The sequence below is a fragment of the Burkholderia sp. Ac-20384 genome (assembly GCF_017104605.1).
GTDB lineage: Bacteria > Pseudomonadota > Gammaproteobacteria > Burkholderiales > Burkholderiaceae > Burkholderia > Burkholderia lata.
The window spans coordinates 13,122-27,977 of the sequence record NZ_JAAGPE010000002.1; the positions used below are offsets into that span (position 1 = coordinate 13,122).

Genomic DNA, 14,856 nt, shown 5'->3' on the forward strand with positions numbered 1-14,856 from the left:
ACCATGACCAACGTATTGATCCTCGGCGCCAGCGGGCAGATTGCCCGCTGGGCCGTGCAGATGCTGGGCGAGCACCAGAACGTCAGACAAACCCTGCTCGTGCGCGATCCTGCGAAGCTGGCCGGCAACGAGCCCGCCAACGCGAGCGTGGTGATCGGCGATGTCCTGGACAAGAAGCTGCTGCCCCGGATCATGGACGGGCAGGACATCGTCTACGCCAACCTGGCCGGTGACGTCGACGTGCAGACGGAGCATGTGCTTGCCGCCATGAAGGCCGCGAACGTCAAGCGGCTGATCTTCGTCAACTCGCTCGGCATCTACGACGAGGTACCCGGCAAGTTCGGCGACTGGAACCGCCGTGAAATCGGCCAGTACCTGCCGCCGTATCGCCGGTCCGCCGACCTGATCGAGGCATCCGATACGGACTACACCGTCCTCCGCGCCGCGTGGCTCCAGGACAAGGATGAGGTCAGCTACGAGATCACCCGTCGCGACGAGCCGTTCAAGGGCACCGAGGTGTCGCGCAAAAGCGTCGCCGCGCTGGTCACCGAGCTGGTCGCGCATCCGGAAAGGCTGGTGCGTGCCAACGTCGGCGTCAACAAGCCGGGGACCGACGGCGATCGACCGGCTTTCGTCTGATCTTCCAGCGTGGACATGCCAGGCGACGGCCAGCATCCGCCGCCGGCTTCGCCAATCAGTCGCGCGGCCGGTCGAGCAGTTGCTTGACCAGCGCGCGCACGATCGGATTCTGTTCGCGACCGCGCGCCGTCGCGATATGAATGTGTCGCACCGCCCAGGGTTCGGCCAGCTCCAGCACGGCAACCCGGCTGAACAGCTCGTGACTGACCAGGCATTCCGGCTGAATCGTGACACCCAGCCCGGCCTCGACGAGGCTGACCGCGACGCCCGCACTCCGGACGCCGTAGCGTGGCTTGAATTCCTCCCCCAGGCGCCGCGCGGCCGCCCGTATCACGCCGACCATCGCGGTGACGGTAATGACGTTTTCCGGCAGAAGATCCTTGAAGGTCACGCTCGCGCGTCCGCTCAGGTGATGCTCCTTGGGGACGACCGCGATCAGCCGGTCCTCGCGGTACGGCGTGATATCGACGCCGCCCAGGTCGATCTCGTGGGCGGCGGCGAATACGCCCACATCGGCTTCGCCGCGGGCCACCGCGTGCACGATCTCGGCGTTCTCGAGCTCCTGGATCACGAGCTCGACCCGCGGATACTCGCGGCCGAACTCGCCGACTTCACGCGCGATGAACGGCACGATGATCGAGCGTGCCGACGCGACGGTCAGCTCGCCCTGCATGCCCTCGGTAAAGGAGGCGATCTCGGATCGCATGTCGTCGAGGTCGTCGAACATCTTGCGGATATAGCGCAGCAGGACTTCGCCCGCCGGGCTCGGCGACACGCCTTTCGGGCCGCGTTCGAGCAGCTTGACGCCGGCGATGTCCTCGAGATCCTGGATGCGCTTGGTCGCCGTCGACGCCGCGATATTCTCGCGGATCGCGGCCAGGCCGATCTGCTGCTCTTCAACCGCGGACACGAACAGTTTCAGCGTAAACAGATCGACCTGCCGAATCAGGTGCAATCGGTTGAATGTACTCATGTCTCCTCGCATGCACTGGTTCATGACGTTGTCGGGCGTCATGTCGCACGGCGCGCGGGTTCGTTCCCGCTCCTCCCGCCATGGCAACGCGTCGAGCCAGTCCGTGCCTGTGCAACAGCGATGCTGCGTGTCACAGGCGCACGACGCTACCCTCCGCGATCGTACACCTGTGCCCTGCCGCTTGTTTTGCGAACACACGATCTACCCAACCGCACGCCACGCGCAACACTGCCCGGTACGGGTGAGCGGCCGCTCCGCCAGCCTGCTCGACGCATCATCGAGCCGGCCCGTGCAACGGCAGGTCACGCCTTCACATACGACGCGTCGATGCGAGCCGCCCTGGGAATCTGCGTCACCACGACGGCGGCAATGATCGACGGAATCGCAAACACGTAGAAATTCCATTGGTGCCCGAGGCTCGACCCGACGACCCATCCGCCGATCATCGGCCCCAGCACCGAGCCGATCCGCCCCAGCCCCTGCGCCGTCCCGATGGCCGAGCCGCGACACGACGCCGGGAAATATGCGGCGATGAAGCCGTACCCGAGCGTGGTCGATCCGATCGACCCGAGGCCCGCGCCGAACACCGCCAGCATCAGCCACGCATAACCGGGCTTCTGGCTCATGACCAGCAGCGAAAGCGCGCACACGAGGAACAGCGAAATGAGAATTTTCCGCGCGCCCACGCGATCAGCAAGCCATGCGCCGATCAGGTTGCCCGCAACGGCACCGAACTGCATGACCAGCAGAAAGTGCAGCGACGATCCCAGCGGATAGCCGGCCTTGCGCATCAGCGTGGGCAGCCAGACGTTCATGCCGTAGACGACGATCTGTCCGCAAAAGAACAGCACCGCAAACAGCAGCACCTTCGATCGCCAGTCGACCGACATCGCGAGCCGGAAGCCGCCCGCATGGCCCGACGCCGCATGAAGCTGCCGCTGGTGCGCGTGATCGGCCAGCACGCGATCGAAGTCGATCGAATAGCGGGCCGCCAGTTCGCGCGCTTCGTCGATCCGGTTGCGTTCGACGAGAAAACTGACCGATTCCGGCAGGAAGAAATACATGACAGGCAGGATGACCAGGTACAGCGCACCGGCGCCATAGAGCACTCGCCAGCCATGGCTCTGCAGCAGTGCAATGGCCAGCAGCGCACAGACCACGCCGCCCACCGCATAGCCCGTGAGGGCAAGCGCGTTGTAGAGCTGCCGGCGATTTCGCGGCGCGTACTCGATCGTCAGCGCCACGGACGACGGCACCACGCTTCCGAGCCCGATGCCCGTGAGGAATCGGGCAATGCCCAGTTGCGTCGGCGAATGGGCCAGTGCGCACAGCAGCGAGCCGATCGAGAACCACAGCACGCCGGCCATGATCAGGTTGCGCCGGCCGATCCGGTCGGACAGCGATCCGGCGCCGAACAGGCCCAGCATCAGACCGGCCAGCGTCCAGCTTCCGATCATGCCGGCACCGCCGGCACTCAAACCCCATCCGGGTTCTGCGAGGAGCGCCGACACCGTCGCGCCGTAGACGATCAGGTCGTAGCCGTCGACGGCAATCGTCATGAAACACAGTAGTACTACGAACAGGCTGCTTCGAGAGGGAATGGATGAATCGTTCACGTCGTCTCCTGGTTACTCGTGATCGCCCGTCGTCGAGCGGGATTTTTTATGTTCTCGCCCACTATAGGGACGCGAAATTTCTCGACCAAGTGCCGGATTTCGAAACGACGTTTGACCAAATTCGAATCGCGCTTCGTGAGATCGGAATCGCGTGTTTACGAAGGGCGGAATGGGCTCGACACACGCGGTCGAGCGTGCATTCGCACTTCGTCACGCGTGGGATTCAGTGGAATTCGTCGAGCGGAAAGTCATGGGGAGACGACCTCGATAAACCGGCCGTACCGAGGCGAAAACGCATCGTCCGCCGAGGAGGCGGAGATGACGACGCGAACCGAAGCGACGCTGCCGGCCGCCCCGAGCGAATGTCGAGGCCGCAGCGTGAGTGAAAGCGTCGTTAGTGGTCGGTCAACTGCGCGACAAACGCCCGCGTCGCCGCTGTCAACGCATCGCCGCGCCGCGTACCGATGCACAGCCGGCGCAACGCCCACGGTTCGTCGAGCGCCACGAGCGTCACCTTGTTGACGTCCTCGGCCGGCAACATGCTTTCGGGGTGAATCATCACGCCGAGGCCGGCCTTGACCAGGCTGCGCGCCGCCTCGATCGAGCTGACCCGGTACTTGACGCGCAGCTCGCGCCCGAGTGCGGATGCCGCATCGTGCAGTTGCGTCATCAGCAAGGTCGTCGGCGCGAGGCCGATGATGTTCTCGTCGACGAGATCCTGGGTCGTGACGCTCGCGCACGCCCCGAGGCGGTGGCCGTGCGGCACGACCGCAACCAGTCGATCGGTCCGGAACTCGATGATGTCGAGCGCGTCGCGGTCGACGTCGGCCGTCGCGTAGAACATCGCGACGTCGGCCTTGCCGGTCACGACCGAGCCGATCACGTTCGCATTGGTGTCCTCTTGCAGCTCGATCTCGACGAGCGGAAAGTCTCGCGTGAATTCGGCGATCTCCCGCGCGAGAAAATGGACGATGATCGTGCTCGTCGAACTGATGCGGATATGACCGCGCACGCCCTCGGTGAATTCGGCGACCTCGCGGCGCATCACGTCGAGATTCTCGAACAGCACGCGCAAGTGGCGCGCCAGCACTTCGCCGGCCGGGCTCGGCACCATGCCACCGGGCAACCGCTCGAACAGGTCGATGCCGGCAATCTCCTCGAGATCCTGGATGCGCCGCGTCGCGGCCGACGGCGTGATGTTTTCCCGCACCGCCGCGCGACGCATCTGCTGCTCTTCGACGACCGTGAGAAACAGCCTCAGCGTGAACAGGTCGACGCGCCTCGTCAGATTGTGGAGACTGAGCCCCGTCATTTCCGCTCTCCTGTCTTCGTGCCCGGCCGGATCGCAAGCATGCGCGATAGAGACTAAGCCGGGGGTCGGCATGCGTCAATCGGGATCGAAGACAGGCCGGCCGTGACTGCCGCGGCGATGTCGCCCGCTTTGCGCAACGAGATCGCGCATCGCGAATCGGCCGGTTCAGATCACGTTCGTGTTCCGCAATGTCGTGATCGCGTGTTCATCCAGGCCCAGCCAGTCGTGCAGCACGTCCGCGTTGTGCTCGCCGAGAACCGGCGGCGTCTTCGCGTCCGGTTCGGGCACATCCGACATCTTGACCGGATTGCCCGCGACCTGAATGGAACCCCATGCCGGGTCGTCGAGCGTCATGAGCATCTTCCGGGCGGCAACGTGAGGGCATTCGAACAGGTCCGGCACGTCGTTCACGTTCGAGCACGGCACGCCACCCGCGCGCAGCGCCGCCAGCGCCGCTTCGCGCGACCGGTCGCCGAGCCACGCATCGATCTCGACGTTCAGCGCGTCGACATGCTGCTTGCGCAACATGCCGTCGGCGAATCGCGGATCGTCCTTCAGGCCGGGCCGGCCGATCACGTCCGCAAACCGCTTCCAGATGTGTTCGCCCAACACTGCGATCACGATATAGCCGTCTTTCGCGCGATAGGTGCCGAACGGCGCGGTAACGGCATGCACGCCGGGCGGCGACGTGCGCTTCGTCGCCGAGTACATCGCGACCGAGATTTCGTTGAGGATCAACGATGCATCGACCATCGAGATGTCGATCTTCTTGCCCTTGCCCGTGGTGTGCCGATGCAGGAGCGCCAGCACGATCCCGTAGAGCGCCAGGATCCCGCACTCGATATCGGCCAGCGAAAAGCCGAGATAGGTCGGACGATCGTCGCCGCGCTCGGGGCGGTACATCAGCCCGCTCATCGCCTGCCCGACGATATCGAACGCGGGGAAATCGCCGTACGGGCTCGGCAGGATGTCGTCGTGCCCGAAGCCGGAAATGGCGCCGTAGATCAGGCGTGGATTGATCCGGCTCAACGCCGCGTAGCCGAGCCCCAGCCGGTCCATCACGTTCGGCCGCAAGTTCTCGAGCACCACGTCGGCCTGCGCGGCGAGCTCGGTGAAGATGCGGCGCCCCTCCGGGTGCTTGAGATCGAGCGTGACGCTCTTCTTGTTCCGATTCGTCCGCAGAAAGGCGAGCCCGCTGGGCCGGCCATCGGCGCCCGGCCGGACCGGGTCCGTGCTCCGTGCATAATCGCCGCCCTCGCGCGCTTCGATCTTGACGACTTCCGCGCCGGCGTCCGCCAGCCACATCGAAGCAAACGGCGCCGCGATGAAGTTCTCGACCGTCAGCACGCGAATACCGGCCAGCGGTCGTCCCGCGCCGATCGTCGTTCCGGCGCGCGACTCATGAATCACCTCCTCCATCTCCTCTCCTTTTTCATCGTCTCCTGATACCGCGGTTCGCATGCGACGTTGCGCGGGTGTCGTGGCGATTCCGTCACAGGCAGCACCGGCGCGATGCACACGCGGGCCACGGCTACGCATTCACCGCGGCACACCGACACGGCCAATGCTAGGGGCGCGGCCCGCGCCGTTCAATTGCCGATTCATGAAAGCGGGATTGCGGTCTCGCGAACGTCAACATCGGCCCGCACGCAGCCGGAACGCCGGGCGACGCGACCGTCACGCATCGATTCGAAAAACGTCAACCGGGCATTCGAGAATCGGCACTCGAATTGAGGATTCCACGTCCGTACTATTGGTCAGGCAAACAGCCGGCGGACCGGTACGCGCAATCCGCACGATCGACACGGTCCCGCGTCAGGCCAGCAACGCGCATCCGAAGTTTATTCAACGAACTGAAGAAGGCATTTTTCGATGAGCAGTCTTGAAGGGAAAGTAGCCATCGTCACCGGCGGCACCGGCGGGATCGGCAAAGGCATTGCACTGCAACTCGCCGCGCGGGGCGCCACGGTCGTCATCAGCGGGCGCAACGCGGCCAAGGCCGAGGGCGTCCTCGCCGAATTGCGGCAAGCTGGCGGCCAGGCGGATTTCCTGCCGGGCGACGTGCGGAACAAGGCCGACATGGACGCCCTGGCCGCGGAAACGGCACGCCGCCACGGCGGCATCGACATCGTCGTCGCCAATGCCGGCGGCAACGACGACGAGGCGCGCTCGCCCGACGTGCGCGGCCCGTTCGCCAACATCGATCTCGCGCGTGTCGCGGCGGTGGTGGCGGAAAATACGGCCGCCAAACTCTTCCCGGTCCAGGCCGCGTTGCCCTACATGCGCCCCCGGGGCGGCGGCAGCGTGATCTTCGTGACGTCGGAAGGCGGCCGGGTGCCGACGCCCGGGCAGACCGCCGTGTCGACGTTTGCCGGCGGCCTGATCCGGGCAAGCAAGGTGATCGCGAAGGAACTGGCGCGAGACAGGATCCGGGTCAACTGCGTCTGCGTCACGGTGGTGCGCGACAGCCCGTCGTGGGAAGCCGTGTTCGGCGCCGACAGCAAGGTATCGGTGCAGCATCGCAAACAGTACGAGAAGATCGTCGACGGCTGCCCGCTCGGCGTGGCGGCCCCGCCCGACATCGGCCAGGTCGTCGCGTTCCTCGCATCGGACGAGTCGGCCTACCTGACCGGCGCCACGCTCAGTCCGACCGGTGGATTGACCATTCATTGACCACGCCGCGCGTGGCGCCCCGGCTCAGCGCAACAGGATCGGCATCGCGCCGCCTTGCGCGCGCGAGCTGAAACGCACACGCCGGCTCAAGAACAATAAACCGGAGGAGTTTTCATGCGCGGCATGGTCTTTCAAGGGCAGTGCAAGGTCGATGTGCTCGATTTCGACGATCCCGTTCCGGGATACGGTGAAGCCGTGATCGAGATGAAGGCATCGGGCATGTGCGGGACCGACCTTCACTATTACCGCCACGGCATGGCGGAATCGCTGGGCATGCTCGGCCTGCGCGACCGGATGGAGTCCGCACAGGTGATCGGCGGCCATGAGCCGTGCGGCGTCGTAGCCGCGCTGGGCCCCGGCGTCGATCCGAAATCGTTCCGGGTCGGCGATCGCGTCATGGTGTTTCACTACGCGGGTTGCAGTTGCTGCGATCCGTGCCGCACCGGCTGGACCCAGCTCTGCGATCACGGCGCGCGCATCTATGGCGTGCTGAGCCACGGCGGGCACGCGAACTACATGAAGGTGCCGGTCTCGTCGCTGGTTCATCTGCCGCAGGAAGTGTCGTTCAAGGGCGGCGCGGCCATCGCGTGCGGCACCGGCACCGCGTATGGCGCGCTGCTGCGCCTCGATATCAGCGCGCGCGACACGCTGGCCGTCTACGGGCTCGGCCCGGTCGGCCTGTCGACCGCCCAGCTCGCCGCCGCGATGGGTGTCGAAGTGATCGGCGTCGACATCAACCCGCATCGCGTCGAACGCGCAAAGGCATTCGGCGTCGCGCACGGCATCGATGCCAGCCAGTGCGACCCGGTCGAAGCCATCCATCGGTTGACCGGCGGCCAGGGCGTGTCGTGCGCGGTCGAATGCGCCGGCGGTGAATTGCCGCGCGCGCAAGCGATTCGCAGCACGAAGGTGTGGGGCCGTGTGGTGCTCGTCGCCGTCGGCGGCAACGTGACCGTCGACGCAATGAAAGACCTGATCGGCAAGCAACGCACGCTGATCGGCTCCTTCACCTTCTCCGAGCCGGGCATGAAGGAATGCGCGCACTTCATCGCCGATCACGGCGTCGAGGTCGACAGGCTGTTCACCGACGAATGGCGCCTCGAACAAGCCGGTGACGCCTACGCTCACTTCAATCGGCAAACGAGCGGCAAGGGCGTCATCGTATTTTGACGGCACGCATGACGATGCCGTCCGGAATCTGGAAAGCGCCGTCCATGACGGCCATGGAGAATGAAATGACCAACAGAACGATTGAACTCAAGCATCCTCGAGCGTTCTACATCGGCGGGCAGTGGGTCGCGCCGTCCACCCCGGACACGTTCGACGTGCTCGATTGCGCGACGGAAGAAGTCGTGGCGACCGTGGCGAAAGCCGCGTCGGCCGACATGCAGCGCGCGATCGACGCAGCACGCGACGCGTTCGACAACGGCCCGTGGCCGCGCATGACGCCACAGGAACGCGCGGGTTATCTGGAAAAATTCGCGGAACGGCTGGAAGCGTTGAATGACGAATTTGCCCGCATCTGGACGATCGAAACCGGGATCGTCTACAAGGTCGCGCAGCCGCGGATCGGCCTGTTCATCAGCGGCGCATTTCGCCAGTATGCGGCGATGGCCGCGACGTTCCCGTTCGTCGAGGAACAGCGATCGGTGACAGGCAATCTCGGCTATCGCGTCTACGAGCCCGTCGGCGTGGTCGGCGAAATCATCCCGTGGAACGGCCCCGCCGGCCTGATGGCGTACAAGACCGCGCCGGCGCTGCTCGCCGGCTGCACGCTGGTGATCAAGTCGTCGCCCGAGGCGCCCTGCTCGGCCTACCTGTTCGCCGAGATCTGCGACGAAATCGGCTTGCCGCCGGGTGTCGTCAATGTCGTGACGGCCGATCGCGACGTGTCCGAGGAACTGGTGCGCCATCCCGGCGTCGACAAGATCACGTTCACGGGATCGACGGGCGCCGGCCGCCGGATCGCGTCGATCGCCGGCGACCGGATCGCCCGCGTCACGCTCGAACTCGGCGGCAAGTCGCCCGCGGTCATCCTCGACGACTACGACATCGAAACCGCGGCGAACGTGCTCGGCCCGTCCTATTTCGGCTACAACACCGGGCAGATCTGCCATAGCCTGACGCGCGTGATCGTGCCGCGGGCCAAACACGATGCGATGGTCGAAGCGTTGTCGGCCATCGCGAAGCAGATCGTGGTGGGCGATCCGTTCGCACCGGAGACGACGTCCGGCCCGCTCGCGAGCGCACGGCAGCGCGAGACGGTCGAACGATTCGTCGCCACGGGCATCGCGGAAGGCGCGACGCTGGCCACCGGCGGCAAGCGGCCGGCGGGACTGGCGCGCGGGTTCTTCTTCGAGCCGACGGTATTCGGCAACGTGGACAACCGTTCGACGATCGCGCAGGACGAGATCTTCGGGCCGGTGCTGAGCGTCATTCCCGCCGACGACGAAGCGAGCGCGATCCGGATGGCAAACGATACGCCGTTCGGGCTGAACGCCGCGGTCTTCACGAACGACCGTGCTCGCGCGTTGCACGTGGCGCGGCAAATCCGCTCGGGCACGGTCGGCCACAACGGCCCGCGCACCGATTTCTCGATCGGGTTCGGCGGCTTCAAGCAGTCCGGCATCGGTCGCGAAGGCGGCGTCGAAGGGCTGACCGCGTTCATGGAATCGAAGACGATCGTGATGGCCTGACGGTCTGACGGCCGGGCGCTTCGCGCCGGGCCGAGTCGGGTCGAATCGAGTCGAAGAAGCGCCGGCGTCGTGCCGGCGCTTCACGTTGCGTTGCGATCAACTGCGTCGACTCACGCCTCGTTCGGCGGTACGAGAAGGTCGATACCGGCCGCCTCGATGGCACGCCTGTTCGGCAATCGCGTGCATCGTCGTGGCCGCATCGCCGCGCATCGCATGCAAGCGCGCAGCGTGTCGCGACAGCATGTCCCCCGCATGCACGCCGGCATTCGCAGTCCGCTTCGGCGCGATTGCGCGGCGGACATACGCGGCCTGCTTATCCGCCTGCACGAAGCGCTTGTTCCAGCTGCTCGCGATGATCCGGATGGGCAACCGCGATCATTCTCGGAATGCGCTGCGCGAGCGACAGCCCGCGCAGATCGGCGATCCCGTACTCGGTGACGATCACGCATGCATCGCTTCGCGGTATCGTGACGGGCCCCGTCACGCGCGGCACGATGCGGCTGTGCCGGCCGGCAGTCGACGGCAACGCCACGACAGGCACACCGCCCCGGCTGGCCTGCGCCGCACGCAGGAAGTCCGCCACGCCGCCCACCGCGCCGACATACGTGCCGCCGATCGCCTCGGCGTTGATCTGCCCCGTCAGGTCGACCTCCACCGCCGAATTGATCGCGACGAAGCGGTCGATCCGGCGCAGCACGTGCGGATTGTGCGTGTACTCGGTGCCGCGCAGCTCGAGCGCGGGGTTGCGGTGCGCAAAGCGGCGCACGCGCTCGGAGCCGATGATCACGCCACCGACGGTGATCCCCGCATCGATCGTCTTGCGTGCATTCGTCACGACACCGGCTTCGCACAACGCCGCGACGCCGTCCCCGATGCTGCCGGTATGCACGCCGAGATCGCGCTTGTCGTGCAAGGCCGCCATCACCGCGTCAGGAATCGAACCGATGCCCGTCTGCAACGTCGCGCCATCTTCGACGAGCGACGCGACGTGCCGTCCGATCGCCCGCTCGACCGGCCCCGGCGCAGTGGCCGCGGCCTCGGGAAACGATGCGTCCGATTCAACCAGCAGGTCGATGTCGGCCGCGCCGAGCGTCGGGCTGCCGTAGGTCCATGGCACGTCGGGATGCACTTCGGCGACGATCGCGCGCGCATGCTTCACCGCTTCGACCAGGTATTCGCGTGCCAGCCCGAGGCTGTAGCGGCCCTGTTCGTCCGGCGGCGACACCTGCAGCATCACGACGTCGATCCGCAGCCGGCCGTCGCGGATCAGCTCCGGCAGTTGCGAATAGTGCGCCGGAAGAATGTCGAGCACCCCGGCACGGGCGAGCGCACGATTCGATCCGCTGCCGCAGTAGGCGAGGAAGTCGAACGCATCGGCGTGCTCGGGCGCGAGCACGTCGGAGAGACCGATCCCGAGGAAGATGCGGATCCGCTTCAGGCGCTCGCGCTGCGCAACGAGTGCGCGCATCAGCGTCACGGGTTCGGCGTGCGACTGGCCCCACATCACCGTATCGCCGGGACGAATGATCGCGGCAAGATCCACGCTGCCGCCGGACGCGACGGCAGCGCTCGCGCGGCCCGGAATCTCCTGTGCGATGTCGTTCATGCAGATCGAGCCGGCGACACCGGCGTAGTCACGGGAAACTCGGGCGCGCGCTTCTCGCGGAACGATTTCACGCCTTCGCGCACTTCGGCCCCGCCGAAACCGAACATCTCCAGTGCGAGCGACGCGTCGAACGTCGGCCCGGCCTGGCGCAGCCAGTTGTTGAGCGCGTACTTGGTCCAGCGTGTCGCCGACGGCGCGCCGTTCGCGAGCCGCACGGCGATCGACAGTGCGGTTTCCTGCACGTCCGCGTCATCCACCGCGACGGAGACGAGGCCGATCTGTTCGGCCTTCTCGCCGTTCACGGGCTCGCACAGCATCAGGTGATACTTCGCCTTCGCCATCCCGCACAGCAGCGGCCAGATGATCGCCGCATGATCGCCGGCGGCGACGCCGAGCCGCGTGTGGCCATCGACCAGGCGCGCGCTCCGGCCGGCCACCGAAATGTCCGCGAGCAGCGCCGCCACTAGGCCAGCGCCGACGGCTGAGCCGTGGATCGCCGACACGATCGGCTTCGAGCAATTGATGATGTTGTAGACGAGATCCTTCGATTCGCGCCACACGCGCACGCGTGCATCGAACGAGTCGATCATTTCCTCGACCATGTCGAAGTCGCCGCCGGCGGAAAACGCCTTGCCCGCGCCACACAGGATCACGGCGGAGACGCTCGGATCCTCGTCGACTTCCCGCCATACGCGCGCGAGTTCGTCATGGCCGCGCGCATCGAGCGCATTGAGCCGATCCGGCCGGTTGAGCGTGATGCGCAAGACGCCTTTCGCGGGGCGGTCGAACGCCAGGCTTGAATACGACGCGTAGTCGGACGCGTGCTGACTGCTTTCGGACATGATGCTTCCCTTTCCATGTTGGGCTCGCCGGGCGGCGTGGCGATCGTTCCGGACGCCTCGGTTGGCCAGCGTCCGGGGACCTCCTTGAACGCAGCCGACGGCATCGCGAAACCCGATCGGTGTCGATGTCCATCGTGTGCGCCGCCGCTGAACGCGTCAATCCACGCGCGGGCGTTGTTCCGTACGTCGGAACGGCTGCGTGCCACGTGCGCGTCGACGCATCGCGATCCGGCACGCGCGACGCGTTCCACTGGCTTCTCGCACGTTCCGAAGTACGGAATCGTCGGGCAAGCAGTCTTGACGCCACGTCCGTCGAACCGACACTGTGGGTTCTCCCCGAGTGCCCCGGTTTTTTTCGCGTGGCTGGCGGTGAGTGGTCGAATGGAAAGGAGACGCAGAATGAAGGTATCGCTCGCGACCGAACGTCTCGCAGACGCGAACGTCAAGGCCGGCGTGGCCGATTGCAGGACGGACACCGCGCAGAAGCGGCGCACGGAAAACTGCGCACCGAACATGCGGGTCGCACGCGAGGCCGCGCGCGACAGCGCCAACGCGGAAGACGCGGCGCTGTGGCGATGGTTTGCCGAGTTGCTGGACGATCGTCGGATCCGCTGGTGCCACAGCGGTCGCGGCTGGTTGATCAGTGTCGATCACCGTCATGTCGCAACCGGCGCGCAGTTCGATCAGGCGATGCGCATCGCGAAGGCCAACGTCGAAGCCGACGACATCGAACACGCAGGCGCTACCCGAAAGCGCAAGCGTATCCAGTAATCGGTTGCGATCTGCCTGCCGGACGCAACACGAATCAGCATTGCTTCACGCGCGACAGGCCCATGAACAACAATGAAAGGGCCGACCGCGAATGCGCCGATGCGCATGTCTCAGCCAGCCGCCGTGCTGCGCACTTCTCCCATCGCCCTGCCCTGATGCGGCTTTACCCTTAAGGGTCTCCACGCTGATTGCCGGGCCCGCGACGCCGTCGTTTTCAATGCACGGAATCTCTCGGCCCAAGCGGTTGACCGGTGACATTCGCCCCGAATCTAATCGATCAACGCTGCGATGACATGCGGTTCCGGATTCGGTTGAATTGACCAGGACGAGCGTTTCACCTGGTCTTCGATCCGATTCCATTGATATGCTGTACTGATCAAATGTCAGATGAAAAATCGCGGCGCCATACAACATGAATTCAGAAGAAACTTTGGAGACGTTCAATGAGAAAGACGATTGCGCTTTGCGCAGCAGCCGGGTTCGTCAGTGGGACAGCGCATGCGCAAAGCACCGTGCAGCTCTACGGCATTCTTGACGAAGGGATCAACTACGTCAGCAACGCATCGGGCAACCACCAGTACGCGATGGCGAGCGGTGTGCTGAACGGCAGCCGCTGGGGGCTGCGCATCAAGGAAGACCTCGGCGCGGGCTATGGTGTGGTCGCCGTGATGGAAAACGGCTTCGACGTCAATACCGGCAAACTCGGCCAGGGTGGGCTCGGGTTCGGGCGGCAAGTCTATGTCGGCCTGTCCAGCCCTTACGGCACGATGACGCTCGGGCGCCAGTACGATTCCGTCGTCGATTCCCTCGGCCTGTTCGAGGCGGGCGATCAATGGGGCGGCTACCTCGCTGCCCATCCGTCCGACAACGACAACTTCAACAACACCAACCGCGTCAACAACGCGATCAAGTACACCAGCCCGGTCTTTCACGGCTTGACCGCGACCGCCCTCTACTCGCTGGGCGGCGTGCCGGGGCGCACCGGCCGCAACCAGATCTGGTCGGCCGGCGCCAGCTACACGAACGGTCCGCTCGCGCTGGCCGCCGGCTACCTCAATGTCCGGAATCCGAATACGTCGTTCTACGGTTCGGGCGGCACCGTCGCCGCGACCGTCAATGACGTGCCCGGCTCGAACTTCGGTGCATCGCCGGTGATTTCGGGCTATGCATCGGCGCATACGCTGCAGGTCATCGGCACGGGCGCCGCGTACACGATCGGTGCGTTCACCGTGGGCGCGACCTATTCGAACACGCAGTTCCGCGGCCTCGGCGACACCACGACGGGCCCGGTACCGGCAGGCGGCATCGCCGGCACGGCGAAATTCAACAACGCCGAGCTGAACGTGAAGTATCAGATCACGCCGGCCTTCCTCGTCGGCGCCGCGTATGTCTACACGAAGAACAGCGGTGCCGATGGCCAGAACGGCGCGCACTACAACCAGGCATCGTTCGGTGCCGACTACTTCCTGTCGAAGCGGACCGACGTGTATTTCGTCGGCACGTATCAGCGCGCCAGCGGGACGGATTCGACCGGCCGTATCGCAGTTGCATCGATCAACCAGTTGACGCCGTCGACGTCCAATCACCAGACGGCGCTGCGCGTCGCCATTCGACACCGGTTCTGATACGCCGCGATCGCGTCGATCGGGATCCGGAAGCGCCGCAAGGCGCTGCGCACCCGCCGGAGCAACATGATCCGGTGGGTGCATGGAGGCTTGCGGCGCGATG

Annotated in this window: 12 protein-coding genes; 6 read left to right on the forward strand and 6 right to left on the reverse strand. The window is 65.5% G+C overall.

What is annotated here, in order from left to right; translation table 11 throughout:
• The first annotated feature begins 3 nt into the window (after positions 1-3).
• Positions 4-639, forward strand: a complete 636-nt coding sequence (locus G3O00_RS00665) for an SDR family oxidoreductase (RefSeq protein ID WP_206141684.1) — start codon at positions 4-6, stop codon at positions 637-639.
• Positions 640-694: 55 nt separating this feature from the next.
• Here G3O00_RS00665 and G3O00_RS00670 read toward each other — a convergent pair whose 3' ends face one another.
• From G3O00_RS00670 to G3O00_RS00685, 4 genes are all read right to left on the reverse strand, one after another.
• Entirely contained in the window at positions 695-1,612 is a 918-nt protein-coding gene (locus G3O00_RS00670) for a LysR family transcriptional regulator (protein WP_011349958.1), read from the reverse strand.
• 302 nt (positions 1,613-1,914) lie between these two features.
• Positions 1,915-3,228 (reverse strand): aromatic acid/H+ symport family MFS transporter, encoded by a 1,314-nt coding sequence (locus G3O00_RS00675; protein ID WP_206141685.1) that lies wholly within the window; start codon positions 3,226-3,228, stop codon positions 1,915-1,917.
• A 394-nt stretch (positions 3,229-3,622) separates the two neighbouring features.
• Positions 3,623-4,540 (reverse strand): LysR family transcriptional regulator, encoded by a 918-nt coding sequence (locus G3O00_RS00680; RefSeq protein WP_174929265.1) that lies wholly within the window; start codon positions 4,538-4,540, stop codon positions 3,623-3,625.
• Between the two features lie 165 nt (positions 4,541-4,705).
• Entirely contained in the window at positions 4,706-5,959 is a 1,254-nt protein-coding gene (locus G3O00_RS00685) for a CoA transferase (protein ID WP_241024871.1), read from the reverse strand.
• 453 nt (positions 5,960-6,412) lie between these two features.
• Between G3O00_RS00685 and G3O00_RS00690 the strand changes: the two genes are divergently transcribed.
• The 3 genes from G3O00_RS00690 to G3O00_RS00700 all read left to right on the forward strand — a co-directional run bounded on the left by G3O00_RS00690 (position 6,413) and on the right by G3O00_RS00700 (position 9,909).
• Positions 6,413-7,213: an SDR family oxidoreductase gene (locus G3O00_RS00690; protein ID WP_011349963.1), complete on the forward strand. Its 801-nt coding sequence runs from the start codon at positions 6,413-6,415 to the stop codon at positions 7,211-7,213.
• Positions 7,214-7,327: 114 nt separating this feature from the next.
• On the forward strand, positions 7,328-8,383 hold the full coding sequence (locus G3O00_RS00695) for a zinc-binding dehydrogenase (protein ID WP_206141687.1): 1,056 nt from the start codon (positions 7,328-7,330) through the stop codon (positions 8,381-8,383).
• Positions 8,384-8,448: 65 nt separating this feature from the next.
• Positions 8,449-9,909, forward strand: a complete 1,461-nt coding sequence (locus G3O00_RS00700) for an aldehyde dehydrogenase (RefSeq protein ID WP_011349965.1) — start codon at positions 8,449-8,451, stop codon at positions 9,907-9,909.
• A gap of 313 nt (positions 9,910-10,222) precedes the next feature.
• On the opposite strand, the gene G3O00_RS00705 is transcribed toward G3O00_RS00700, so the two are convergent.
• Together G3O00_RS00705 and G3O00_RS00710 are read right to left on the reverse strand one after the other, a co-directional pair.
• Positions 10,223-11,515 (reverse strand): acetyl-CoA hydrolase/transferase family protein, encoded by a 1,293-nt coding sequence (locus tag G3O00_RS00705; protein WP_206141688.1) that lies wholly within the window; start codon positions 11,513-11,515, stop codon positions 10,223-10,225.
• Positions 11,512-12,357 carry an enoyl-CoA hydratase/isomerase family protein gene (locus G3O00_RS00710; RefSeq protein ID WP_206141689.1) on the reverse strand — a complete coding sequence of 282 codons (846 nt, stop codon included), beginning with the start codon at positions 12,355-12,357 and terminating at the stop codon, positions 11,512-11,514. The genes G3O00_RS00705 and G3O00_RS00710 overlap by 4 nt, the downstream gene beginning before the upstream one ends.
• 399 nt (positions 12,358-12,756) lie before the next feature.
• On the opposite strand from G3O00_RS00710, the gene G3O00_RS00715 reads away from it, so the two are divergent.
• Both G3O00_RS00715 and G3O00_RS00720 read left to right on the forward strand, forming a co-directional pair.
• Complete coding sequence (locus tag G3O00_RS00715) at positions 12,757-13,128, forward strand: hypothetical protein (protein ID WP_241024872.1); 372 nt, start codon at positions 12,757-12,759, stop codon at positions 13,126-13,128.
• A 443-nt stretch (positions 13,129-13,571) separates the two neighbouring features.
• On the forward strand, positions 13,572-14,753 hold the full coding sequence (locus G3O00_RS00720; protein WP_206141690.1) for a porin: 1,182 nt from the start codon (positions 13,572-13,574) through the stop codon (positions 14,751-14,753).
• Positions 14,754-14,856: the final 103 nt, after the last annotated feature.